At 73.0% G+C, this 21,650-nt stretch carries 19 protein-coding genes; 6 read left to right on the plus strand and 13 right to left on the minus strand.

From position 1 onward, the window contains the following. Positions 1–85: 85 nt before the first annotated feature. From ACFQ53_RS16495 to ACFQ53_RS16515, 5 genes are all read right to left on the minus strand, one after another. Positions 86–586, minus strand: a complete 501-nt coding sequence (locus ACFQ53_RS16495; RefSeq protein ID WP_377861662.1) for a SufE family protein — start codon at positions 584–586, stop codon at positions 86–88. After that, positions 583–1,482 carry a sulfurtransferase gene (locus ACFQ53_RS16500; RefSeq protein ID WP_377861665.1) on the minus strand — a complete coding sequence of 300 codons (900 nt, stop codon included), beginning with the start codon at positions 1,480–1,482 and terminating at the stop codon, positions 583–585. The genes ACFQ53_RS16495 and ACFQ53_RS16500 overlap by 4 nt, the downstream gene beginning before the upstream one ends. Before the next feature lie 162 nt (positions 1,483–1,644). Then, a complete protein-coding gene (locus ACFQ53_RS16505) occupies positions 1,645–2,757 on the minus strand; it encodes an asparaginase (protein ID WP_377861668.1) in 1,113 nt (370 codons plus the stop codon). 9 nt (positions 2,758–2,766) lie between these two features. Then, positions 2,767–3,336, minus strand: coding sequence for a hypothetical protein (locus ACFQ53_RS16510; protein ID WP_377861670.1), 570 nt, complete (start codon positions 3,334–3,336; stop codon positions 2,767–2,769). 106 nt (positions 3,337–3,442) lie between these two features. Then, positions 3,443–4,663, minus strand: a complete 1,221-nt coding sequence (locus ACFQ53_RS16515; protein WP_377861673.1) for a methyltransferase domain-containing protein — start codon at positions 4,661–4,663, stop codon at positions 3,443–3,445. Positions 4,664–4,782: 119 nt separating this feature from the next. Here ACFQ53_RS16515 and ACFQ53_RS16520 point away from each other — a divergent pair, with 119 nt between their 5' ends. After that, the gene (locus ACFQ53_RS16520; protein ID WP_377861676.1) at positions 4,783–5,952 is read left to right on the plus strand and encodes a hypothetical protein; all 1,170 of its coding nucleotides are present in this window, start codon (positions 4,783–4,785) and stop codon (positions 5,950–5,952) included. Between the two features lie 76 nt (positions 5,953–6,028). Here the strand turns inward: ACFQ53_RS16520 and ACFQ53_RS16525 are convergent, their stop codons facing one another. The 3 genes from ACFQ53_RS16525 to ACFQ53_RS16535 are packed head-to-tail and all read right to left on the minus strand — an operon-like array spanning position 6,029 to position 9,944. After that, positions 6,029–6,607 carry a hypothetical protein gene (locus ACFQ53_RS16525; protein ID WP_377861678.1) on the minus strand — a complete coding sequence of 193 codons (579 nt, stop codon included), beginning with the start codon at positions 6,605–6,607 and terminating at the stop codon, positions 6,029–6,031. A 50-nt stretch (positions 6,608–6,657) separates the two neighbouring features. Next, positions 6,658–9,342, minus strand: a complete 2,685-nt coding sequence (gene hrpB, locus ACFQ53_RS16530; protein WP_377861681.1) for an ATP-dependent helicase HrpB — start codon at positions 9,340–9,342, stop codon at positions 6,658–6,660. 50 nt (positions 9,343–9,392) lie between these two features. Further along, the gene (locus tag ACFQ53_RS16535; protein ID WP_377861684.1) at positions 9,393–9,944 is read right to left on the minus strand and encodes a hypothetical protein; all 552 of its coding nucleotides are present in this window, start codon (positions 9,942–9,944) and stop codon (positions 9,393–9,395) included. 210 nt (positions 9,945–10,154) lie between these two features. On the opposite strand from ACFQ53_RS16535, the gene ACFQ53_RS16540 reads away from it, so the two are divergent. The 3 genes from ACFQ53_RS16540 to ACFQ53_RS16550 are packed head-to-tail and all read left to right on the plus strand — an operon-like array spanning position 10,155 to position 12,747. Then, complete coding sequence (locus tag ACFQ53_RS16540) at positions 10,155–10,988, plus strand: type II toxin-antitoxin system HicA family toxin (RefSeq protein WP_377861687.1); 834 nt, start codon at positions 10,155–10,157, stop codon at positions 10,986–10,988. A 39-nt stretch (positions 10,989–11,027) separates the two neighbouring features. Continuing rightward, positions 11,028–11,405 (plus strand): RidA family protein, encoded by a 378-nt coding sequence (locus ACFQ53_RS16545; protein ID WP_377861691.1) that lies wholly within the window; start codon positions 11,028–11,030, stop codon positions 11,403–11,405. A gap of 49 nt (positions 11,406–11,454) precedes the next feature. Beyond that, entirely contained in the window at positions 11,455–12,747 is a 1,293-nt protein-coding gene (locus ACFQ53_RS16550; protein ID WP_377861694.1) for a MalY/PatB family protein, read from the plus strand. On the opposite strand, the gene ACFQ53_RS16555 is transcribed toward ACFQ53_RS16550, so the two are convergent. Beyond that, positions 12,708–13,295: a DinB family protein gene (locus ACFQ53_RS16555; RefSeq protein WP_377861697.1), complete on the minus strand. Its 588-nt coding sequence runs from the start codon at positions 13,293–13,295 to the stop codon at positions 12,708–12,710. The genes ACFQ53_RS16550 and ACFQ53_RS16555 overlap by 40 nt on opposite strands. Further along, complete coding sequence (locus ACFQ53_RS16560; protein WP_377861699.1) at positions 13,279–13,974, minus strand: MerR family transcriptional regulator; 696 nt, start codon at positions 13,972–13,974, stop codon at positions 13,279–13,281. The genes ACFQ53_RS16555 and ACFQ53_RS16560 overlap by 17 nt, the downstream gene beginning before the upstream one ends. Before the next feature lie 118 nt (positions 13,975–14,092). Between ACFQ53_RS16560 and ACFQ53_RS16565 the strand changes: the two genes are divergently transcribed. Next, entirely contained in the window at positions 14,093–14,581 is a 489-nt protein-coding gene (locus tag ACFQ53_RS16565) for a DUF2306 domain-containing protein (protein ID WP_377861702.1), read from the plus strand. A 314-nt stretch (positions 14,582–14,895) separates the two neighbouring features. On the opposite strand, the gene ACFQ53_RS16570 is transcribed toward ACFQ53_RS16565, so the two are convergent. The 3 genes from ACFQ53_RS16570 to ACFQ53_RS16580 all read right to left on the minus strand — a co-directional run bounded on the left by ACFQ53_RS16570 (position 14,896) and on the right by ACFQ53_RS16580 (position 20,484). Further along, positions 14,896–15,933 carry a bile acid:sodium symporter family protein gene (locus tag ACFQ53_RS16570; RefSeq protein WP_377861705.1) on the minus strand — a complete coding sequence of 346 codons (1,038 nt, stop codon included), beginning with the start codon at positions 15,931–15,933 and terminating at the stop codon, positions 14,896–14,898. A 97-nt stretch (positions 15,934–16,030) separates the two neighbouring features. Beyond that, on the minus strand, positions 16,031–17,545 hold the full coding sequence (locus ACFQ53_RS16575; RefSeq protein ID WP_377861708.1) for a glutamate--cysteine ligase: 1,515 nt from the start codon (positions 17,543–17,545) through the stop codon (positions 16,031–16,033). A 251-nt stretch (positions 17,546–17,796) separates the two neighbouring features. After that, the gene (locus tag ACFQ53_RS16580) at positions 17,797–20,484 is read right to left on the minus strand and encodes a S8 family serine peptidase (protein ID WP_377861710.1); all 2,688 of its coding nucleotides are present in this window, start codon (positions 20,482–20,484) and stop codon (positions 17,797–17,799) included. A gap of 283 nt (positions 20,485–20,767) precedes the next feature. Here ACFQ53_RS16580 and ACFQ53_RS16585 point away from each other — a divergent pair, with 283 nt between their 5' ends. Continuing rightward, the gene (locus ACFQ53_RS16585; RefSeq protein WP_249478275.1) at positions 20,768–21,538 is read left to right on the plus strand and encodes a CHRD domain-containing protein; all 771 of its coding nucleotides are present in this window, start codon (positions 20,768–20,770) and stop codon (positions 21,536–21,538) included. The last annotated feature ends 112 nt before the right edge of the window (positions 21,539–21,650 follow it).

The raw sequence follows: 21,650 nt of genomic DNA on the forward strand, positions 1-21,650 counted from the left end.
GACGTGTGTCGGCGCGGGCCGCTCGCTGTGTCCGGACAAGAACGGACGGATCTGACATGCGCCGCGCGGGGACGACTGGCGACGACTACTGCAGGCCGGCCTTCTCGCCGAGCTGTCGCTTGATGCGGCCCAGCATCCCGGCCATGCCGCGCAGGCGCAGCGGGCTCACGACCTCGGCGAGCCCCAGGTTCTCGGTGACGGCGGCCGGGACCGCTCGTATCTGGCCGACGGTGAGCCCTTCGAGACCCGCGGCGAGGATGCCCGCGAAACCGCGCGTCGTCGGGGCCTCGGGCGGGGCCGAGAAGAACAGGCGCGCCGGGGCGTCCTCGCCCTGTCCGTCGACCTCCGTGATGACGAAGATCGGGGACTGGCACTCGGGCACTGGCTCGAGCAGCTCGGGATGGTCGCGGTAGCGCTCGGGCAGCTCGGGGAGGCCGTCGGCGAACTCGAGCAGCATCTGCACGCGATCATTGCCGGAGACCGCGTGGAAGTCGTCGACGATCTCCGCGAACGCCTCCGGGAGTGGCGCGTTCGCGCCCTGGCCGGAGTCGCCGGATGCGGTCGTGTCGCCGGGGGCGGCCGTCATCGGGCGGGCACCTCGCCCGCCTCCGAGCCGGTGACGATCGGGACGCGCACGCTGTTGCCCCACTCGGTCCACGAGCCGTCATAGTTCTTCACGTCGGCGAAGCCCAGCAGGTACTTCAGCGCGAACCACGAGTGGCTCGAGCGCTCGCCGATGCGGCAGTAGGCGATGACGGGCGCGGCGGGGTCCAGGCCCTGCTCCTGCAGGTAGACGGACTCGAGCTCGGCGCGCGGCTTGAAGCGGCCGTCCTCGCGGGCGGCCTTCGACCACGGCACGGAGCTCGCGCCGGGGATGTGGCCGCCGCGCACGGCGCCCTCCTGCGGGAAATCGGGCATGTGCAGACGCTCGCCGGTGTACTCCTGCGGGGAGCGCACGTCCACGAGCTGGCCGCCCAGGAAGGCGAGCACGTCGTCGCGAAAGGCGCGGGAGGCCTCGTCGTGGCGCTCGAGCACCGGGTACTCGGTCGCCGCGGGCTGCGGGACGTCGCGGGTCAGCTCGCGACCCTCGGACTGCCAGAGGGCGCGGCCGCCGTCGAGCAGGCGCACGTCCGCGTGGCCGAAGAGCTCGAAGACCCACAGGGCGTAGGCGGCCCACCAGTTCGACTTGTCGCCGTAGACGACGACGGTCGTGTCCGGGGTGATGCCGGCGCGGCTCATGAGCGCGGCGAACCCCTCGCCGTCCACGTAGTCGCGGGTCACCGGGTCGTTGAGGTCCAGGTGCCAGTCGATCTTCACGGACCCCGGGATGTGTCCGGTGTCGTACAGCAGGACGTCCTCGTCGGACTCCACGACCACCAGGCCGTCCTCGCCCAGGTGGTCGGCGAGCCACGAGGTGGTCACGAGCTTCTCGGGATGCGCGTACTCCTGCAGCTCCGGTGCCGGGTCGGCGGGCAGTGCCATGGGTTGCCTCCTCCAGATCGCGTCCCGGGCGGGGCGGCGTCGGGCCGATACCGCATCGAATGGCCCACCCAGGTGTGGCGTATGGGGCCAGTCTCCCACCCTCGCGCGACGAGCGGCAGGGCGGGGTGAGCCGGGGAACGGCGGACGAGACACGCGGGCACGTCACGAGGCGAACAGTGCGAACGCCTCGCCGATGCCCGCTGCGGACAGACCGCGGGCGAGCGCGAGCTGCAGCAGCAGGCGCGCCTTGTGGGCCGGGAGCACGCCCGCCATCAGGCAGCCGCTCGCGAGCAGATCGACCTCGCTGCCCGGGTAGGAGTAGTGATGGGTCGAGGTGCCGCCGTCGGGGATCCGGGTCGCGACGACCACGGGGACGCCCAGTTCGACGAGACGCCGCAGCCGGGGCATCGCGCCCGCTGGCACGTGCCCCATGCCCGCGCCGTCCACGACGAGGCCGGCGATCGAGCCGTCCGGCAGGTCGTCGAGGATCTCGCCCTCGTCGCCGATGCCCAGGGAGATCGCGGGGACGCGGGGGAGCGGGTCGGGGAACTCGGGACGGCCGGTAGAGGGCGGATCGGCCGACGGGCCCGCCGCAGGATCCGGCGACGGGGCCGGCTGCGTCCGGCCGAGCAGGCGCACGAGCGGCCGATCGGCGGCGTGCAACTCTCCCGCCGCGGTTCGCTGCAGCAGCCGCGCCGCGTCGTCGATGATCGCGAGGGCGCCCGCGGGCACGGAGCCGAAGGCGCTCACGGACCGGGAGGACAGCTTGCGCACACGCGCGCCCAGATGTGCGGCGCCGTCGAAGACCGCGAGCACGCCGAGTCCGCGCAGCTCGGGCGCGGCCGCCGCACGGATCGCATCGCGCACGTTCGCGGGCCCGTCGGCCCCCGGCGCGTCCGACGGGCGCATGGCGCCGGTGAGCACGAGCGGGGCGTCGCGGTCCCAGAGCGCGTCGAGCACGAAGGCGGACTCCTCGAGGGTGTCGGTGCCGTGCGTGAGGACCGCCCCGCGCGCGCCCGCGTCGACGGCGGCCCGGGCCCGGTCGAGCACGGCGCGCAGGTGACCGGGCCGCACGGACGGCGAACCGATGTTCGCGACCTCCTCGTGCGTGACCTCGAGGCCTGCGGGCAGACCCGCCGCGACGACGTCCGCGCCTCCCGCGCCCGGTGCGGCCCCCTCGCCATCCGCGCCGGTCATGAAGATCGTCCCGCCCAGCGACAGCACGTGGATGCGCGCGGCGGGGTCGGGAGCAGGGAGGCCGTCGGGGATGCTCACCCGGCGATCCTACGGGGCAGGGGCCTCCTCGCCGGGGCCCTCGGAGTCGTCGCGGTCCGGGGCCGCGTCGTCCCTCGCCTCGAAGAGGATGGCCATGGGATCCGCCTCGGTGCGCCGACGCTCGATCTCCTCGGGCGGGTACTGACGGACGTCGGCGCCGCCGGCCTGGCGGTAGGCGCGCTCGGTGACGTGCAGGCGCATGTCGGAGGGGATCTCGACCCTGGCGTCGTCGAGCAGGACGGCGAAGCCGCCGTCGATCCCCTCGATGCCGTGGAACGTCCCCCACGCCTCCATGCGCGGGATCTCGATCGACATGCGGTCGAGCTCGGCCATCAGAGGGCCCTGCACGTGGGCGGGGTCGAGGAGGACGTCGGGCATGGCGCCGTGGTGGACCCCGCCGTCGTCGGCGATCCGCTGGCGCGCCATCTGCTCGGCGAAGAGCGCTGCGAGCAGGGGGAGCGGACCGTCCTGCTGCGGGGGCGAGGCCTCGACCCCGGCGACGGTGTGCGGGTTCGACGCTTCCTCCGGATCGCCCGGGCCCCGCGGGTCTTCGGGTCCTGATGCGGCTGCTGTATCCATGGCGCTCGGCCTCCTCGACGGGCATCGCGATGCTGTGCTCACCGCCCACTGTTCCACGCGGGGCGGAAGCATGCACCTCCTCCGAGACGCTGGGCGCGACTCGCGCTCAGGCGATCCGGCGCAGCCGCACGAGCACCTCGTCGTGCGCGGTGTGGGGGAACATGTCCACCAGCCGCGCGGCGGCGATCCGGTAGGAGGGCATGGCCGCGAGATCCGTCGCGAGGGTGCGCGGGTTGCAGCTCGAGTAGACGACGTCGAGCACGCCCGAGTGCTCGAGGAAGCCGGCGAGGCGCTCGCCGATGCCGCGGCGGGGCGGATTCACGATCACGGCCTGCGGCGGCCCGGAGGCCTCCGCCTCGCGGATCGCCCAGGCGGTCGCGTCGTCCGCATGGAAGGCCGCGGCCAGGTGCGCCTCGGCGGCGGCCGCGCGGGCGGAGTCGATCGCCTCGGGCGAGATCTCGACCCCGATCACCTCGCGCGCTTCCGGAGCGTCGGCGTCCTGCGCGCAGTGCAGGGCGAAGCCCCCGACACCGCAGTACAGGTCCCACACGCTCGTGGGGTCGATCGCGTCGATCCAGGCTCCCACCTGCGCATAGAGCTGCGCGGCGACCGAGGAGTTGGTCTGCACGAACGAGCGCGGACGCACCTGCAGCGTGATCGCGCGTCCCGGCTCGGGCGCCGCGGGCCCCTCCGCCCGCCCCGCCATGCGCATCCGCAGCGCGGCGTCGCCGGCGAGGTGGATCTCGGTGGGGCCGTCGAGGACGGCCTTGTGCTCGGGATGGATGTTCGCGCTGACCACGCGCAGCAGCGGCTGGCTCTCGAGCAGCCGGGGGAGGTGCTCACGGATCCTGGGCAGCGGCCTCTCGCTGCGCAGCACGAGCCGCAGCATGAACTCGCCGTCAGGCGAGACGGTGACCAGCACGTTCTTGAGCTCGCCACGGCGTCGGGGCACGTCGTAGGGAGGGACCTGGGCGCGCCGCACGAGGGCGCGCACGTCCTCGAGCAGCTCCTCGACACCCTCCGGATACAGCGGGCAGTCCACGAGGTCGACGCCCGGGCCTCCCGGCGCCTGCCCGGGGGCGGAGAGCAGGCCCAGCACCGGATCGGCGGCAGTGCCGGTCGCGACCATCTTCGCGGTCGCCCGGAAGCCGGAGTCGGCGCTGCGCACGGGCGGGAGCCAGATCGCGCCGGGAGCGGCGGGATCGGCGGCGAAAGGGGCCAGCAGCTCCTGATACCGGGCCCGGGCACGCGCGATCTGCTCGTCGTGCGGGACGGGGATCAGGGTGCAGGAGCGGCAGGTGCCCGCATCGAAGTGGTGGCACTGCACGCTGTGAAGTGTACGGCTCCCCGGGGCGGATGCGGTCCGTCCGCGCCCGGGGCGGACGGGACCTTGCTAGGTTCGCGGCGGGCGGTCGGGGGACCGTCCCGGGGTGGAGCGGAAGGACCATGATGCAGGGAGGAAGCACGACGGACACCGAGTGCAGGCCCGTCACCGATGTCGCGCAGACCTGGCGCACGCAGAGGCTCTCGTTCGAGATCGCCCGGGTCGGCCGCGTGTCCGTCACCGCGGATCCGAGGTCCGCCGCCCCGGAGACCGTCGGCCCCCGGGCCGACGTGCCGCTCACGGACTCCGCGTGCGGGTCGGCGGGGTCGGCGCGCGCACAGGATCCGTCCGCGTCGACGGGCGTCGGCGCCGACGTGCGCCGCGTGATCTCGACCGAACGCGCACGCGAGGACCTCGCGCTCCCCGGCGAGGTCGTCCTGATCCCGGCGCTCGGCCCCGTGATCCCGACATCGGCCCCCGTCATTCCCACCGTCGAGGAGCTCGAGGACGGCTCCATCCTCGCGATCGATGCGCCCGCGCCGGAGGGCCCGGAGCCCGTCGATCCTGAGGATCCCTCCGAGCCCCCGTCGGCGATCGACCCGGCGGAGCCGGCGGCACCCGGGGAGGAGCCCGACGGGGCCGGCCCGGAGCCGGTGGAGCGGGACGATCGCAAATGGCTGCGCACGCAGCAGGTCCTCCAGGCCGTCTGGGGTCCGGGCGTGATCACGGGCTCCGGGGCCCTGATCGCCTCGGACCGCACCTGGTTCGAGCCGGCGGTGGCGATCATGCGGGAGGCCGACGTCGTCGGGACCGCCCGGACCGATGAGGACGTGGACCTCGTGGAGATCGCGCGCGCCGCGGCCCGCGAGACCGGGCAGGTCGCGGTCGTCCACGTGCACGACGGCGTCCTCGACGTGCTTCCCACCGGCACGGATCCGCGGGTGCCGCACCTGCAGGCACTGCCCGCGCGCGCCACCCGGTGGCCCGGCATGTGCCCGCTGACCGGGGTCGACGAGCTGCTGCCCTGCCGCGCCGAGGGCGGTCCCGACGGTGAGGACGACATCCGCGCGCGCCTCGCCTTCGACGCCCGGCGCGCGCTCGCCGTCGGACTGCTCGGCTGCGGCGTCTGCCACGGGCGCGGGCGCACCGACGACGGCCGGGGGAACGACGTCGACGTGCCCCTCACGCTCGCCCTCTCCCTGGGCCAGATCCCGCGGATCACCCTGCGCACCGGCGAGACGATCGAGATAGATGCCCTCGCGGACATCTACGCGGCCGGGGAGCCGTTCTAGGCAGAGACCGGGCGTTTCCCGGGCCAGCCAGCCGACGCCTGGCACAAGGAGTCGCAGGCATCGGGCATTGCAGTGATCAGGCGTCCTGCCATTGGACGATCTGAGCCCTGTCCAGAGGTACCGCTCCGAGGGACAGCACATGGGGAGTGCGATGGAACCAGGCACCGCCGCACTTGCGGCGAGCCAGGTCCTCGAGCCACGCCCGGTTCCCGGGCGTCGTGATTGCTGAGGAGCTGTATCCCTCCCGCGTGAACGCGGTCACCTCGCTCTCGTGGATCGCATCTCCCGTGGAGCTGACGAAGCGATCGAGGAGCACTGCGTCCGGGAGATCGTCGATGGGCACGGCCCAGAATTCCCGCGGTGCCAGTGCTGTTCCGGTGAGCTCCCGCCATGCCTCCCAGATGGCGTGCGGCCGGATCGGACTCATGAAGACCACATCGATCCAGGTCGCATCCGTCCGAGGGATGCGTGTTTCCGGCAGACGCCGCCGTTCCGGGGTGTCGCCGTACTTCGCGATCGCCTCCGAGAAGGCAGCGTGGTCCCGCTCGCGGAGCACGCTGAGCGGGATGAGTTCCGTCGCCTCTGCGTTCGCGGATGTGCGCAGGTGGAATACGCATCGTTCGAGGTCCATCGGATCATCCTCGGCTTGGTCCATGGGTTGCCTCCTCGGGTCGGCGACGGTTCACGGCAGAGAGCTGTCGAAGTTCAGTGACGCCCCTCCGGGCGCCGCGCGGTCCGGGCCGTGGCGGGAGCGGTCCACGGGTCCTCGGGCCACGGGTGCTTGGGATAGCGCCCGCGCATCTCCTTGCGGACCTCCTGGTAGGGGCCGTCCCAGAAGGAGCGCAGGTCGTCCGTGACGGCGAGCGGCCTGCGCGCGGGGGAGAGCAGGTGGAAGAGCACGGGCACGCGTCCGTCGACCAGGCGCGGTGTCTCCGCGAGGCCGAAGAGCTCCTGCAGCTTCACCGCGACGACGGGCCTGCCCGATCCGTCCGCCGCTGTCGAGTCCGATGATCCTGTCGCGGCCGACGCGTCGGGATAGTCGATCCGCGCGGTCGACCCCGACGGCACCGCGAGCCGTTCCGGGGCGAGCTGGTCCAGCCGAGCGGCCTCCGGCCAGGGCAGCAGGCGCCGCAGCGCGGTGGTGAGATCGAGGCGCGAGAGCGGGGCATCCGGACGCAGCTGCAGCAGGTCCGGCAGCAGCCAGGCCTCGAGGGAGGCGAGCAGCGAGGCATCGTCCATCGCGGGCCATGGATCGCCGAGCTCGCGATGGATCAGGGCGAGTCGGGAGCGCAGGCTCCGTGCGGAATCGTTCCAGGTCAGAGCGTCGATACCATGCTCCCGGAGGTGGGCGGCGCGAGCGGGGCCGACGTCGTCCGCCGTGGCGGCCACCGGGGTCGCGCGAAGCACGATCGCGCCCAGTGCGCGCTCCTCGCGCACCGAGACCTTCCCGCCCTCGAGCCGTGCCCGGCGCGTCGCGCGCAGCAGCGGGCCGGCGAGCGCGAGCGCCGAGTCCTCCTCGAGCGGTGCGGCGGAGCGGATGACGGCGCCCGTGCCGTCCGCGGCGCGCCCGTCGGCCCGCTGCACCTCTGCGATCGCGAGCCAGGCGCTGCCGCCGAGGCCGGAGCCCTCCGGCAGGGCGGCGCGCGTGCCGCCGGCGAGCAGGTAGCTGCGGGCTCCGGTCGCGGTGAGGCGTGCGATCCGCTCGGGCCGCGCGAGCGCGAGGACCTGGCCCGGGAGGTCGTGCGGAAGGGCCGAGCCGCCGGTGGGCGACGGGGCGGTGTCGTTCCTCGACTGCGCGCCCTCGGCGATCCGGCGCAGGCGGGAGACCTCGCGCCGCCAGCGGTCCGCGCCCGGTGCGCGGCCCGCGCGCAGATCGCGCAGCAGACGCGGCAGGTCCGCGTCGGGCGCGCGATGGTCGTCGGAGATCGCGGCGACCACCTCCGCGACCGCCTCGGGTGCGGCCAGACGCTCGGCGCCCTCGAGCAGGGCACGAGCCTCCCGCACGCCGACGGGCAGGCGGGCGACCCGCCTGCCCAGCGCGTTCGCCCTACCGTCGGCGTCGACGAGCCCCAGACCCGCGAGCACCTCGACGGCCCGCGCCGCGGAGGCCCCGGGCGGGGGAGTGAGCAGCGGCAGACCGGGGAGCAGGGTGGGATCGGCCCCCGTCCCCGTCCCGGGTTCGCCGGGCGCCGCCCACGGCGATCCCCACGCCGCGACCAGCAGGGCCGCGTCCGTGAGGTCCGCCGAGGCGATCTCCGGCGGGGAGATCGCAGGCATCCGCGCGTCATCCGTCGGCGAGTAGACGCGCACCGCGAGGCCCGGTCCCTGGCGGGCCGCGCGGCCCGCCCGCTGGTCCGCGCTCGCGCGTGATGCGCTCACGGTGACCAGCCCCGTCATGTCGCGTGCCCGGTCCCGTCGGACCTCCCGGGACAGTCCCGCGTCGATCACGAGGCGCACCCCGGGCACCGTCAGGGAGCTCTCGGCGAGAGCCGTGGAGACGACGACGCGGCCGGGCAGGTCGTGTCCCGGCGGTGGGGCGATGCTCCCTGCCTCTCCCGGTGCCCGCCCGCGCGTGGCCCGGTCCTGATCGCGCGCGGGCAGGCGGCCGTGCAGAGGCAACACCTCGAGATCGGGGGCGCGCGAGCGGATCCTGCGCACCAGCTCGTCGACCTCCCGGGCGCCGGGCACGAACACGAGGGCGTCGCAGCGCTCGCGCGCCTGATGCTCGACGGTGGTGCGCGCGAGATGGTCCAGGAAGTCCCGGGTCACGCCGCGGGCGTCGAGCCGAGGGGCGCTGCCGGGCTCGTGCGCGATGCGCAGGGGGTGCAGGGGAGCGGGGACGTCGACCACGCGTGCCCCGCCCAGCAGGTCCGCGACCTGCGCGGCATCGAGCGTCGCCGACATCGCGACCACCGTGAGATCCTCCCGCAGCGCCCGCACCTCGGCGAGCATGCCCAGCAGCAGGTCGCCGTCGAGCGAGCGCTCGTGCACCTCGTCGAGGATCACCGCGTCCACCCCGTCGAGCTCGGGATCCGCGAGCAGTCGGCGCAGCAGGACGCCCGGGGTGAGGACCTCGAGGCGCGTCTGCGGGCCGACGTGCCTCTCCCCGCGCACGGTGAGGCCCACGCGCTCGCCGAGACGCGAGCCGTCGAGCTGCGCGATCCGACGCGCGGCGGCGCGCACGGCGACGCGCCGCGGCTGGGTGACCAGGGTGCGGCCGGGCACGAGGTCCGCCACGAGCGGCGGCACGAAGGTGGTCTTGCCGGTGCCTGGGGGCGCCGTGACCACGAGCGCACCGGTCGTCGCGGCGTCGGCGAGCTCCTCGCGCGCGTCGGCGACGGGCAGACCGGCGCCGATCGCCGCGAGGTCGAAGGGGCGGGGCGTCGTCATGGGAGAGGGATCATCGCAGGTCGTCGAGCGCTTCGGCGGATACCGGTCGCTCAGTCGATGAGGTCGAACTCGACGGAGTCCTTGCAGACGCTCGTCACCGACAGCGTCCACTGGTCCACGGAGATGGTGTCGCCCACGTGCGCGGTCTCGATCGGCCTCTGCGTGCCGTCGATGTCCGCGACGAGGTCCGCGCCGTCGTCGTCCGTGAGGTCCTCGAGCGAGACCTTCAGCGTGAGGTCGTCGCGCTTGGGCAGCGCCGGGTCGTTGGGCTTCTCGCCCTTCACCAGGAACGCCCCCTCACCGGTGCACGCGTCCGTCAGCTCGGGCTTCTGCTCCGGCGGCGTCACGGCGATCGGCTCGGCCGATGCCGAGGAGTCCCCGGTCGAGCCGCCGCCGTCGGACGAGGCGCCACCGTCGGAGGCTCCTGCGCCGGTGGCCTCGGACGAGCCGCCGCCGTCGGACTGCGCCGCGCCGGAGTCGGCTCCGTCGGACGCTCCGTCCCCGCCGCTGCAGCCCGCGGCGAGCACCAGGACCGCGCCGAGCGCGCACGCGAGGGACACGGGGCGACGGGCGGCGGCGAGGCGGTGAGGGAAGCGCTGCACTGCGGTCTCCTTCGGGGTGGGGGCGGAGCCGACGGGGCTGAGGGGACTCACGGGGCCGTGGGCCGAGCCCACGCTACCGGAGCGGTGCCCGACTCACGAGGACACATGAGAGGCGCACGGACCGACCGTGCGAGAGACTGGCGCGGTCGCCGGAGGCGACACGCACGAGCAGCACCGGCGAGCAACACGCACGAGGCGGAAGGAGGCCCGATGAGCACGCAGGAGCCCCGCACGCCGCGCCCCGCCGCGCCCTCGCCGGCCGCGCTGCGGGGACGCCCCGCGCCCGCTGTCCGCGTGCGGCCCGTCGACTGGACCGCCACCGGTCGTCGCGCTCCGGACCAGGGCGAAACCCGAGGCGGGAGCGGAAAAGAGCTCCCGGGGCAGCAGCGGACGCACGGCACGGCGACGACGCAGGACCCGTCGGCCGGTGACCGACTGCCCGCGCACCGCCGAGCCCGGACCGTGGAGCTCCCGCGTCCCGCGCAGGCGCCGCCCGCCGAGGCCGTCCACTCCCTCGTCCCCGAGGACCCGCGCCCGAATCTCCGCCCGCTCACGATCGATGAGGGCGCGATACGCACCGTCGGCGTCACCGACGTCCCCACGGAGACCATCGTGCACACCGTGGCCGACCCGGAGGAGTCGTGGAGCGCCGATGCCGGCACCAGCGACCACTTCCTGCGCGGTGACCTCGTGGTGCAGGTGCACCGTGCCGAGAACGCCGTGATCGGCCTGTTCACCGCCCGCTACGCGCTCTCCGTGCGACCCGAGGAGTACGAGGACGCGCTGGACGCCGCGATCGAGGCCTCCGGCAGGTCGGCCCGCGGCGGCCGCGGCACCCGCCACCCCACCACCCGCCGCGAGCTGCTCGCGCGCATGGAGAAGGCAGGGTTCGTCGTCACCCCCGGCGCCGGCCACGGGCGCGTCGCCCACCCCGACCATCCGGGCCTCTTCGTGCCCTTCGCGAGCACCCCGTCCGACGTCCGCTTCACCCGTCACGCCGTCGCCCAGATCCGCCGTGTCTTCGGCATCGACCTGCGGCACTGATCCGTCCCACAGCCACACCACCCACCGAGGAGAGCACCCATGACCCAGGCCATCAGCACCGACCAGGCCCCCTCCGCCATCGGCCCCTACTCCCAGGCCGTCCGCCACGGCGACACGATCTTCGTCTCCGGGCAGATCCCGCTGGACCCCGCCACCGGCGCGATCGTCGAGGGCGGCGTCCGCGAGCAGACCCGCCGCGCGCTCACCAACGCCGGCGCGATCCTCGAGGCCGCCGGCTCCGGGCTCGAGAAGGCACTGCAGGTCACCGTCCTGCTCGATTCCATCGAGGACTTCGCGGCCGTCAACGAGGAGTACGGGACCTTCTTCACCGAGCCGTACCCCTCGCGCATGGCCTACGCCGTCGCCGCGCTGCCCAAGGGCGCGCTCATCGAGGTCACCGTGGTCGCCGCCGCCTGACCAGCCCCATCGTCCGCACACCCGCCCGCACCGCGCACCAGGAGGAACCATGACCGCGTACGACCTCGACACCCTCGTCGACCGCACGTCCATGGGGTCCTCCAAGTGGACGGCGATGAGCGAGGCGGCGCGCACGGCCGACGTCGACCTCGAGCGATGTCGCGACACGGCGGGCGCGCCCATCGCGCCCTTCTCCGTCGCCGACCTCGACCTCGCCAACGCCCCGGAGATCATCGACGCCCTCCAGAGCGCCCTCGCGCGCGGCCTCGTCCTCGGCTACACCGTCCCCACCGACCACTACCTGGGCGCCGTCACCGGCTGGATGCGCCGACGCCACGGCTGGGACGTCGACCCCGACTGGATCCGGGTGACACCGGGCGTGATCCCCGCCTTCACCTGGGCCATCCGCGAGCTCACCGCACCCGGCGACGGCATCATCGTGCAGACCCCCGCCTACTACCCGATGTACCGGTCAATCACCTCGAGCGGCCGACGCATCGTGCGCAATCCGCTCGTCGAGAGCGCGGGCCGCTTCCGCCTCGACCTCGACGAGCTCGAGGAGCTCGCGAAGGACCCCGCGACCACGATGCTGCTGCTGTGCAGCCCGCACAACCCGACCGGCCGCGTGTGGGAGCGCTGGGAGCTCGAGGAGATCTCCCGGATCGTCCTGGAGCACGACCTGCTCCTGGTCAGCGACGAGATCCACGCCGATCTCGTGCAGGCCGGCCATGAGCACCTGGTCGCGCCGACGATCGATGCGCGGCTGGTCGAGCGCACCATCGTCCTCACCTCGCCCAGCAAGTCCTTCAACCTCGCCGGGCTCGGCATCGCCAACGCGATCATCCCCGACCCGGCGCTGCGCGAGCGCCTCACCGAGGCCCGGGACGACCTCGGCTTCGACAACCCCAACGTGCTCGGCGCCGTCGCCTGCGAGGCCGCGTACACGCGCGCCGAGCCGTGGCTGGACGCGGTGAACGAGCTGGTCGCCCGCAACCACCGCCGGGTCCGCGAGATCTTCGCCGACCGCCTGCCCGCGGTGCGCGTGTGCGACCTCGAGGGCACCTACCTGCAGTGGATCGACCTGCGCGCGCTCGGGCTCCGCCATGAGGAGCTGACGCGGCTGCACGCGTGCGAGGCGATGCTCTACTGCGACGAGGGCGCCGTCTTCGGTCCCGAGGGAGAGGGCTTCGCCCGGCTCGTCATCGCGACCCCGACGCCCGTGCTCGAGGCCGCGCTGGACCGTCTCTGCTCCGCCTACGAGCGGGCGCTCGCCGAGCGGCCGGGCGCGCAGCGTCAGGGCGCTCAGAAGCGATCGGCGATGGCCTCCAGCCGCGCCCTGTAGTCGGGCCAGTCCTCGCCGGCCGGCAGGTTCGAGTTGTCGCGGCGCAGTCCGGCCGCCCCGTCGATGCCCTCGCGCAGGATGTCCGCGTGGCCCGCGTGCCGGGAGACCTCGGCGGTGACGTGCACGAGGATCCGGTGCAGGGAGATCGTGCGGCGGCTGCGCGGCCACCAGGGGACCTCGGCCGTGGTCTCGAGCGGCAGGGCCTCGACGACCTCGTCGACGAAGGTCTGCACGCGCCGGTAGCGGGCCACCACGAGCTGCGCGCTCTCGCCGGCGGAGGCGTACATGTCGACCAGCGGGTCGGTCTCCTCCGCGGCCGGCGGCACCAGGTCCTCCGGGTGGGGGTAGGGCTCGGGGGAGACGAGGGAGAAGTAGCCGGCCTCGACGTTCGCGACGTGCTTGACCAGGCCCAGCAGGTTGGTGCCGGTGGGTGTGCGGGGCAGGCGCAGGTCCCGCTCGCTCAGGCCGTCGAGCTTCCAGAGCAGGGACTCCCGCGCCTCGCGCAGGTACTGCAGGAGGGTGGACGTGGGATCAGGGGTGGGCGCCATGGGGACCAGTCTGCCCCTCCTCGGCCCCGACCTCGAGGCTGACGGAGGCATGTGCGAGCGCGCGCAGCACCACCGTCAGCTGGGTGAAGGCGAGGGAGCCGATGAGCGCTTGGCGCACGATCGCATCGGTGCTGGGGGAGCGCCCGTCGGCCGACGCTCCGGGATGGCTCTGCGGAGCGCTGCGGATCCCCGCGAGGTCCTCCCTGGCGATCTCCTCGAGTGGGCGGGCGTAGCGCAGCAGGGTCGGCAGGTCCGAGGCCACGCCCTCGGCGCCCATCGTCCCGAGCAGCCGGGCGAGGGCGACCCGGGGGCCGCTGCCGACGTCCGCCCAGCCCATCGCCTCCACCAGCTCCGCGACGCGCGGGTCCTCTCCCTCCGGAGGGGGCTCCTCGTGCAGACGGGCGGGCAGACCCGTCGCGATGGCCTGCGCGATCTCGAGGGCCTTCACGAGGGGCCTACCCTCGTCGATCACGGTGGTGAGCGCCCGGATGTCCTCGATCGGGGCATGGGCGAGCTCGCGCAGCGCGCGGATCAGGGCGAGGCGCTCGAGGTGCTCGCGTCCGTAGTCGAAGCGCGTCGCGGTGAGCCGACGGCCGGGCGGGAGCAGCCCCTGGCGCCGGTAGTACTTGATGCTCGCCGTGCTCGTGCCGCTCGTGCGGGCCAGCTCGTTCAGCAGCATGCGATCCCCCTCGGACCTCGCCGGCGCCGCCGTGCGGATGCTCCGGGACGGTCGGATAGTGCGAGGACCGGCAGCTATCTTGATGGCGCCGTGTCGCCCGTCACATTACCTTCGGCGCATGGGCACACCTGTCGTCGTCATCGTCCTCCACGCGCTCGGCGCGCTGATCGTCCTCACGCTGGGGCCGATCCAGATCTTCCGGCGCCACCGCGACCGTGCGCACCGCTGGCTGGGTCGCACGTGGGCGATCTCCATGGTCCTCACGTGCGTCTCGAGCTTCTTCATCCACCCGCAGGGGCTCAGCTGGCTGCACGCGCTCGCGGTGTGGACGCTGTTCTCCATCACGATGGGCGTCGTCAACATCCGGCGCGGCAACGTCTCGGCGCACCGGGTGTGGATGATCGGCTCCTACCTGGGCACGTGCATCGCGTTCGTCTTCGCGATCCTCTCGCCCGGGCGGCTGATACCGCACCTCCTGCGCTCGGACCCGGTGCTGCCCCTCGTCTTCTTCACGGGAGTGGTCGCGCTCGCCGTGGCGTGGGCCGGGATGGTGGTCCGTGTGCGCGGCACGCGCCGCGATGCGCGCAGGCCCCTCGCCGTGGAGTGAGGCCCGGAGCCAGGAAGACCCCCGACAAAGAAAGCGCCCCGGCTCGTCCCCACGAGCCGGGGCCATCCCTTTCCCCCGCGTTCCGGCTTCAGTGGCGGGGCCACCTCCTCAGAAGGCCCGACCGCCGGTAACGCGTTGAGTACAGATAACCAGCCTGTCTGCAAGATTCGCTGGAGCGTCCCTACGGGTTTCCTGGGAAGGGCGCCCCAGGGTGTGCAGATCCTGTGCGCCCTCCGCATCGCCCCAGGTCAGCGCGGCGAGCGTCGGGTCGTGAGGGCACGTTCCCTGCACCGCCGGACGCGAGGTGATCCGCGTCACCGCGAGACGGCGGGCGCGCGCCGGTCCCGCGGGTCGGCGTCCTGACGCTGCGCCGTGCGCCGGTAGTACATGGCGAGCACCGCACCGGAGAGGTTGTGCCAGATCGAGAACACGGCGCCGGGCAGTGCCGCGGCAGGGCTGAAGTACTGGGCGGCGAGCGTGGCGGCGAGTCCCGAGTTCTGCATGCCGACCTCGATCGAGGTGGTGCGGGCGGTGCGGATCGGCTGGCGCAGCACGCGCGCGAACCAGTAGCCCAGCAGGTAGCCGAAGGCGTTGTGCAGCACCACGGCGAGCAGCACGAGCGCGCCCGCGGAGACGATCTGGTCGGCGCTGCCGGAGACCACCGCGATGACGACCAGGGAGATGCCGGCGACGCTCACCCACGGCAGGGCCGGCAGGATGCGGTCCACCAGGCGCGAGAGCACCAGGCGGATCACGAGGCCGGCGATCACGGGGATCAGCACCATCTTCACGATGCTCAGGGCCATCTCGCCGGCGTCGAGCGGCATGTAGGCGCCGGCGAGCCAGAGGGTCAGGACAGGGGTGAGGATGGGCGCGATCAGCGTCGAGATCGAGGTCATCGTCACCGAGAGCGCGGTGTCCGCCTTCGAGAGGTAGTTGATGACGTTCGAGCTGGTGCCGCCGGGGGCGCAGCCCACGAGGATCACGCCGGCCGCGAGCTCGGGCGGCAGCTGCAGCACCCAGGCGACGGCGAAGCCCACGAGCGGCATCACCACGTACTGGGCGAGCACGCCGATCAGCACCGGCAGGGGCCGCTTCAGCACGAGCGAGAAGTTGGGGATGGTGAGCGTGAGGCCCATCGCGAACATGATGATGCCCAGGAAAAGGTTCGTGTACCCGGAGATCGCCTGCCCGGCGGCGGGCACGAAGAAGCCCAGCGCGGCGGCGGCGAGGATCAGCACGGGGAACACGGTCACCGCGACGCGCGCGGAGCGGTCCTCGCTCGTGGAGCCGGCGGGGGCCGACGGGGGAGTGGGCGGAGCGGAGGTGGGGGAGGAGGGATTCTGGCTCATGCGCTCACTCTAAACCGGACATCCAGGATCTGAGACGCGCTCTCGGCATGCGGGCCGACGGGGCGCGGGGCGGCGCCGACCGGGCTGCCAGGACCTCTCAGGCATCGGCCTGGCCCCGCGCGGGCATCGGCCACTCGTGCACGGGGCGCCCGGAGTGGACGCCCTCGATGTACATCGCCGTCATCCGGGCGAGGGCGTCCTGGCGGCTCGCGCCGCGCAGCTCGAGGGAGGTGACGGTGTCGATCTGCCAGCGGGCGCCGTTGCGTCCCGAGCGGGCGCGTCCCAGCAGCACCGACTCGTAGCGCTCGATCACGTCCTCGTCGGTCCCGAGGTCACGCAGGCCCTGCATGGCCTGGGGGATGAGGTGCTCCACCAGCAGGTCCGCGACGCGCACCTTGCCGAGGCGCGGCCAGGTGATGCGGGCCTCCAGGCCCCACCGCGCGCACAGCTCGAAGTGCTCGGCGGCCTGCTCGAAGCTCATGCGCGACCACAGCGGGCGCCGTTCCTTCACGAGCGACTCGAGGATCCCGTAGAGGAACGCGGCGTTCGCGGCCATGTCGATCGCCGACGGCCCGGCCGGCAGCAGACGGTTCTCCAGGCGCAGGTGGGGCATGTCCTCGCCGGGGTCGTAGATCGGGCGGTTCCAGCGCCACACGGTGCCGTTGTGCAGCATCAGCTCGTGCAGGCGGGGGGACGCGCTCTCGGCGAGCAGCGGCTCCTCGGCCATAGTGCGGGACTCGGGGATGAGCGCGGGGAACAGCCGCACGTTCTCCTCGAAGAGGTCGAACATCGAGGTGATCCAGCGCTCGCCGAACCACACCCGCGGGCGCACGCCCTGGGTCGCGTACTCGGGCGGGCGCGTGTCCAGTGCCTGCGTGAACGCCGGGATCCGGTTCTCGTGCCAGAGCCGGCGCCCGAACAGGAACGGCGAGTTCGCGCCCAGCGCCGCCTGGGGGCCGGCGATCGCCTGCGCGGCGTTCCAGACGTCGGCGAACTGCTCGGGGGAGACCTGCAGGTGCAGCTGCATGGACGTGCATGCGGCCTCGGGCCCGATCGAGTCGAACTCGACGTCCAGCCCGCGGCCCTCACCGCTGATGCGCAGGTGGATCTCCTCGCCGCGCGCCTCCATCACCGTGTTCTCGAGCGCCTCGTAGCGGGCGCCGGGGGAGCGCCAGGAGTCGTCCTGGAACATCTCGGAGGTGAGGGTGGGCAGGTGCCCGACGGGCACCACGCGCGCCCCGTGTCGGCGCGCCGTGGCGTCGGCCTTCTCGATCCGCTCGTGCAGCTGCTGCTCGAGGTCGCGCAGCCCGCTGCCGCGCGGGTGGGTGACGGGCAGGTTCGCCTCGACGTTGAAGCGTCCCAGCTCGTGCACGAAGTCGGGGTCGTCGATCGCGGGGATGACCTCGTCAGCCAGGAGGGCCGGCGCCATCGGGTCCCCGTCGCCCGACTCGACGGCGAGGTTCATCTCGAGCTCGACGCCGATGGTGCCCTCGGTGCGGAACTCGGCGGTGTCCAGGAACGTCTCGAACAGGTCGAGATTGCGCCTCAGCTCCCGCCGGTAATGCGTGCGCTCGCTGCGGGTGTACTGGGTCGAGCCGATCTCGCGTCCCATCGCGACCTCCCCCTGGACTCCGGTGCGCACGGGGCCGACGGACGGGCCGACGGGTGGGTCGGGCCGCAGCCTCCCGCGCGCGGGTGCGCCCCATCAAAGCACGTGGCCGGGGTGCACGGAACGCGTGCTCGCGCGAGGGTGCCCCAGCGCACGACGCCGCCCCCGACCCGCGGTTGCGGATCGGGGGCGACGGCTTGGAGCGGCGCGGGGCCGTCAGCGCCTCAGGGGCGGCGACGGATCCCTCACCTGGCTCAGGGCTTCTGGTGCGCCAGCGTCAGCACCTCGGAGTCCCAGCTCTCCCAGTCGGAGGCCGTGTCGGGATCGCCGAGTGCCTTGAGCACGCGGACCTCGATGATGTACTTCCCGTCCTTCGCGGTGACGGTCTTCCCCTTCGCGGTCTGGTAGGTGCCGTCCCAGGGCAGTGCCTCCGTCTCGGCGGAGCGGCCCCACTTGCTCTCGGAGCTGACCGTGCCCACCTTGGGGTTCACGAGCCGGCCCTTCGAGCCGTCGGCCTTCGCGTGGTACACGGCCACGTCCAGGCGCTCGACCGGGTAGTCCAGGTAGAAGAGGACGTAGGGGACGTCGTCCCCGGACATCGAGTACGTCGCGTCCTCGCCGGAGACCGGCACGATGTTCTCGCCCTGCGCCTTGCCGAGGACCGGCAGACCGTCGTGGGCGCCGAGCACCTCGACGTTCTGGTAGTCGCCGGACATGCCCGCGAAGGGCACCGAGAGGTCCTCGTCATCGCCGGTCAGCTGGATCCAGCCGCCATAGATGATGCCGTCCTCGCCGAAGTCCTCGCTGATCCGCGCGGTCACAAGCGCCGAGCGGTGCGGCTGGATGGTCACCGAGCGGCTCGAGAGCCGCACGGAGGGGTCCGCGACCTGGAAGGCCGGGTCCGACGGCGAGCCGCCGGTGGCGACGCCGCTGCGGGTCGAGACCGCGTAGGTCTTCGCCGTGTCGCCGTCGTTGCGCACGTTCACCGTGACCGAGTGGGCGCCCTGCGAGTTGTCGCCGAGCGAGATCGTCGGCTCGGCGACGTACGTGGAGGTGTGGGCGGCCTCGACCATGTCGAGCATGCCCGCGCCCTGACGGTGCACCGGCTCGAGGTACCCCTTGCCGGGCTCGAGCGACCAGTCCAGCGGATCGGCCGTGTTCACGAGCGCCGACTTCACCTGCTTCGGCGTCCAGCCCGAGTGTTCCTGCAGCATCAGCGCGGCCGCGCCCGCGACGTGCGGGGAGGCCATCGAGGTGCCGGACTTCGTGCCGTGCCCGCCCTGCTCGAGCGGCACGGTCGAATAGATCTGTCCGCCGGGGGCCGACAGGTCGGGCTTCAGGCCCAGCTCGGCCGTGAGCCCGTACGAGGAGAAGCTCGACATGAGGCCGGCGCCGAAGTTCGGGAAGACGGCCACGCCGTCCTTCCAGGCGATCTTCGTCGTGCCCGCGGCGATGGCCTCCTGCAGGGCGACGCCGTCGTCCTGGGTGATGGAGACGACGGGGATGGTGATCTCCGGGTCGCCCGCGACGGTGGGGCTGATGAGACCGGCGCTGTTGTTGTACAGCACGACCGCGGTGTATCCGGCCTCCTGGGCGTTCGCCGCCTTGTCGTAGAAGGAGCACGTGCCGCGCTTGACGAGCAGGGCCTGCTTCTTCTTCGTCGGCTTCGGAACCTCGGCCGGATCGCAGGCCAGGACGGGGGCGTCGGCCGCGTCCGAGTCCTCGCCGGCGCTCGCCAGCACGACCTTGCCGGAGGTCGGGACCTTCCCGCCGTCCTCGGCGGAGGTGAAGCCGTACTTCGTCTTGCCCACGGCGAAGTAGGGGGTGTGGGCGTCGGTGTTCTCGACGGACCCGACGGTGATCACGTCGCTGCCGACGCCGGGCGCGCCGCCCGAGAACGTGCCGGCCTCGCCCTCGTTGCCGCCGGAGGCGACGACCACGACGCCCTTGGCGGTGATCTCGTTCGAGGCCTGCGCGGTCGGGTACTCGTCCCAGGTCATGAACGAGGCGCCGAGCGACATGTTGATGACGTCGACGCCGTCGGCGAAGGCGCGGTCCATCGCGGCGAGGATGACGTCGGTCGAGCTCGTGCCCTCGCAGCCGAAGATCCGGTAGGAGGCGATGTCGGCCTTCGGGGCGACCCCGGTGACGTCGCCGTCGGCCCCGATGATGCCCGCGACGTGGGTGCCGTGCCCGCCGCAGTCGTCGGGGTACTCGTCGGGCTTCGGGACGCTGCCCGCGACCGAGGAGTCGTAGTCATCGCCCACGAAGTCATAGCCCATGGTCACGCGCGAGCCGGGGAAGTCCTTCGTCTGGTCGTTCGTCCCGGAGCCGCCGAGATCGGGGTTGTTGTAGTCGACGCCCGAGTCGATGACGCCGACGGTCACCCCCTCGCCGTCCAGGCCGTCGACCTTCTGGACGCTGTCCACACCGGTCATGGCGTTGGCGTACTCGTCCTCGGGGGAGGCGTCGTCCTCGTCCGGCGGCAGGGCCACCTGCATCACGGGGTAGACGGCGGTGACGCCGTCGACGTCCTGGAGCGCCTCGGCATCGGCCTTCGTCATCGAGACCGCCATGCCGTTCCACGCGTGCGTGAAGGACTGGTCGACGGTCAGGTCCAGGCCGTCCTTCTCCGCCTTCTCCACGACGCCGGTCTGCTTCGTCTTCAGCGTGCGCTGGGGAGTGCCCTGCGCCTGCGGGGCGCCCTCGACCTGGACCAGGTAGCGGTCGGGCACGGAACCCTTCACGCCGTCGAGGGAGGGGGAGCCCTTCGCGGGGGCCTCGACTCCGTGGGAGGAGGCCGTCCCGAGGTCGTCGCCCTGACCGTCGGCCTGGGCGGGGAGGGGGCCGAGCATGGCTGCGGCGAGGGCTGCCGCGGCGCCGGCGGTGAGGAGGGATCGTGGGGAGAGGAGGGCGCGACGGTGCGCAGGGAGGTGTCTCATGGGCTGCCTCGGGGAGGGGAGAGGGATGGCCGGCGGCGCCGGGTCGGGCTCCGGAGGAGAGGACCCCGACGTGACGCATGACACCATGCCCTGACCATGCGCGGTGCGCGTCGGCGGACACCGAGACCCATCCGTGACCTTCCCGTGACATCCCGGGACCGGCCGGATCCCGAACGATTCCCGACCGATTCCCGACCAATCCGGACCGCTCGACGCTCCGAACACCCTTCGTCACCGTCCCCTGCGGCCTGTCGGCCGCACGGTGACTCCGAACGGAGGCATCATGCGCAAGACGATGAAGTCCATCTCCCTCATGGCCGCCACGATGGCGGCGGTCGGCTTCGGCGCGACCGCACCGGCTCTCGCCGAGGGCAGTGACGCGCACAGCTACCAGGCAGACCTCAGCGAGCTCAACGATTCCGGCGCCTCGGGCACGGCCTGGCTCACCCTCGACGGTGACCAGCTCACCGTGAAGATGGATACCAAGGGGCTGCTCGAGGGCTCGCCGCACGCCCAGCACATCCACATCGGAGGCAAGGGCAAGTGCCCCGACCCGAACATGAAGGGCTCGGGCGAGAACGGAGCCATCCAGGTCAGCGACGCCATGGACGACTACGGCATGATCGGCACCTCGCTCACCACGAAGGGCGGGACCGGGCCGGACAACGGTCTGGACGTCGCGAACTTCCCCACGGGTGACGGCCACTACGAGCGCACCATCAAGGTGAGCGACGACGTCGCCTCGTCCCTCAAGGACGGCAAGGCTGTCGTGGTCGTGCACGGTGTGGACCACAACGGCAGCGGGAAGTACGACGGGGACACCAAGTCCGATCTCGACCCCTCGCTGCCCAGCGAGGCCACGGATCCCGCGGCCTGCGGTGCGGTCACCGTGAGCCAGATGTCCGACATGCCGCAGGGCGGCGTCGAGACCGGTGACGGCACCACCGCCGGCATCGAGGACGCCGGGCTGCTCGCAGCCGGCGGCGCGCTCGTCACCGCGGGCGTCGTCGGAGCCGTCGTGAGCCGCCGTCGCAGCGCTCGCGCGCAGAAGTGAGGATCGTCGTCCCTCGATGAGCAGCACGACGACGCAGCACCGCCGCGGCGGGCCCCCCGGGGGGGGCCCCCCGCGCGCCCCCCGCGCCCCGCGCCGAGGGGCCCGCCGCAGC

Source organism: Brachybacterium sp. NPDC056505 (genome assembly GCF_042794925.1).
Classification (GTDB): Bacteria; Actinomycetota; Actinomycetes; order Actinomycetales; family Dermabacteraceae; genus Brachybacterium; species Brachybacterium kimchii.

Bases quoted from the DNA above. Each gene is read 5' to 3' on its own strand.
- ACFQ53_RS16510 (WP_377861670.1), bottom strand. From the start codon at position 3,336: ATGGATACAGCAGCCGCATCAGGACCCGAAGACCCGCGGGGCCCGGGC.
- ACFQ53_RS16540 (WP_377861687.1), top strand. From the start codon at position 10,155: ATGAGCACGCAGGAGCCCCGCACGCCGCGCCCCGCCGCGCCCTCGCCG.
- ACFQ53_RS16545 (WP_377861691.1), top strand. From the start codon at position 11,028: ATGACCCAGGCCATCAGCACCGACCAGGCCCCCTCCGCCATCGGCCCC.
- ACFQ53_RS16570 (WP_377861705.1), bottom strand. From the start codon at position 15,933: ATGAGCCAGAATCCCTCCTCCCCCACCTCCGCTCCGCCCACTCCCCCG.
- ACFQ53_RS16500 (WP_377861665.1), bottom strand. From the start codon at position 1,482: ATGGCACTGCCCGCCGACCCGGCACCGGAGCTGCAGGAGTACGCGCAT.
- ACFQ53_RS16495 (WP_377861662.1), bottom strand. From the start codon at position 586: ATGACGGCCGCCCCCGGCGACACGACCGCATCCGGCGACTCCGGCCAG.
- ACFQ53_RS16565 (WP_377861702.1), top strand. From the start codon at position 14,093: ATGGGCACACCTGTCGTCGTCATCGTCCTCCACGCGCTCGGCGCGCTG.
- ACFQ53_RS16575 (WP_377861708.1), bottom strand. From the start codon at position 17,545: ATGGGACGCGAGATCGGCTCGACCCAGTACACCCGCAGCGAGCGCACG.
- ACFQ53_RS16520 (WP_377861676.1), top strand. From the start codon at position 4,783: ATGATGCAGGGAGGAAGCACGACGGACACCGAGTGCAGGCCCGTCACC.
- ACFQ53_RS16585 (WP_249478275.1), top strand. From the start codon at position 20,768: ATGCGCAAGACGATGAAGTCCATCTCCCTCATGGCCGCCACGATGGCG.
- ACFQ53_RS16555 (WP_377861697.1), bottom strand. From the start codon at position 13,295: ATGGCGCCCACCCCTGATCCCACGTCCACCCTCCTGCAGTACCTGCGC.
- hrpB (WP_377861681.1), bottom strand. From the start codon at position 9,342: ATGACGACGCCCCGCCCCTTCGACCTCGCGGCGATCGGCGCCGGTCTG.
- ACFQ53_RS16560 (WP_377861699.1), bottom strand. From the start codon at position 13,974: ATGCTGCTGAACGAGCTGGCCCGCACGAGCGGCACGAGCACGGCGAGC.
- ACFQ53_RS16550 (WP_377861694.1), top strand. From the start codon at position 11,455: ATGACCGCGTACGACCTCGACACCCTCGTCGACCGCACGTCCATGGGG.
- ACFQ53_RS16525 (WP_377861678.1), bottom strand. From the start codon at position 6,607: ATGGACCAAGCCGAGGATGATCCGATGGACCTCGAACGATGCGTATTC.
- ACFQ53_RS16580 (WP_377861710.1), bottom strand. From the start codon at position 20,484: ATGAGACACCTCCCTGCGCACCGTCGCGCCCTCCTCTCCCCACGATCC.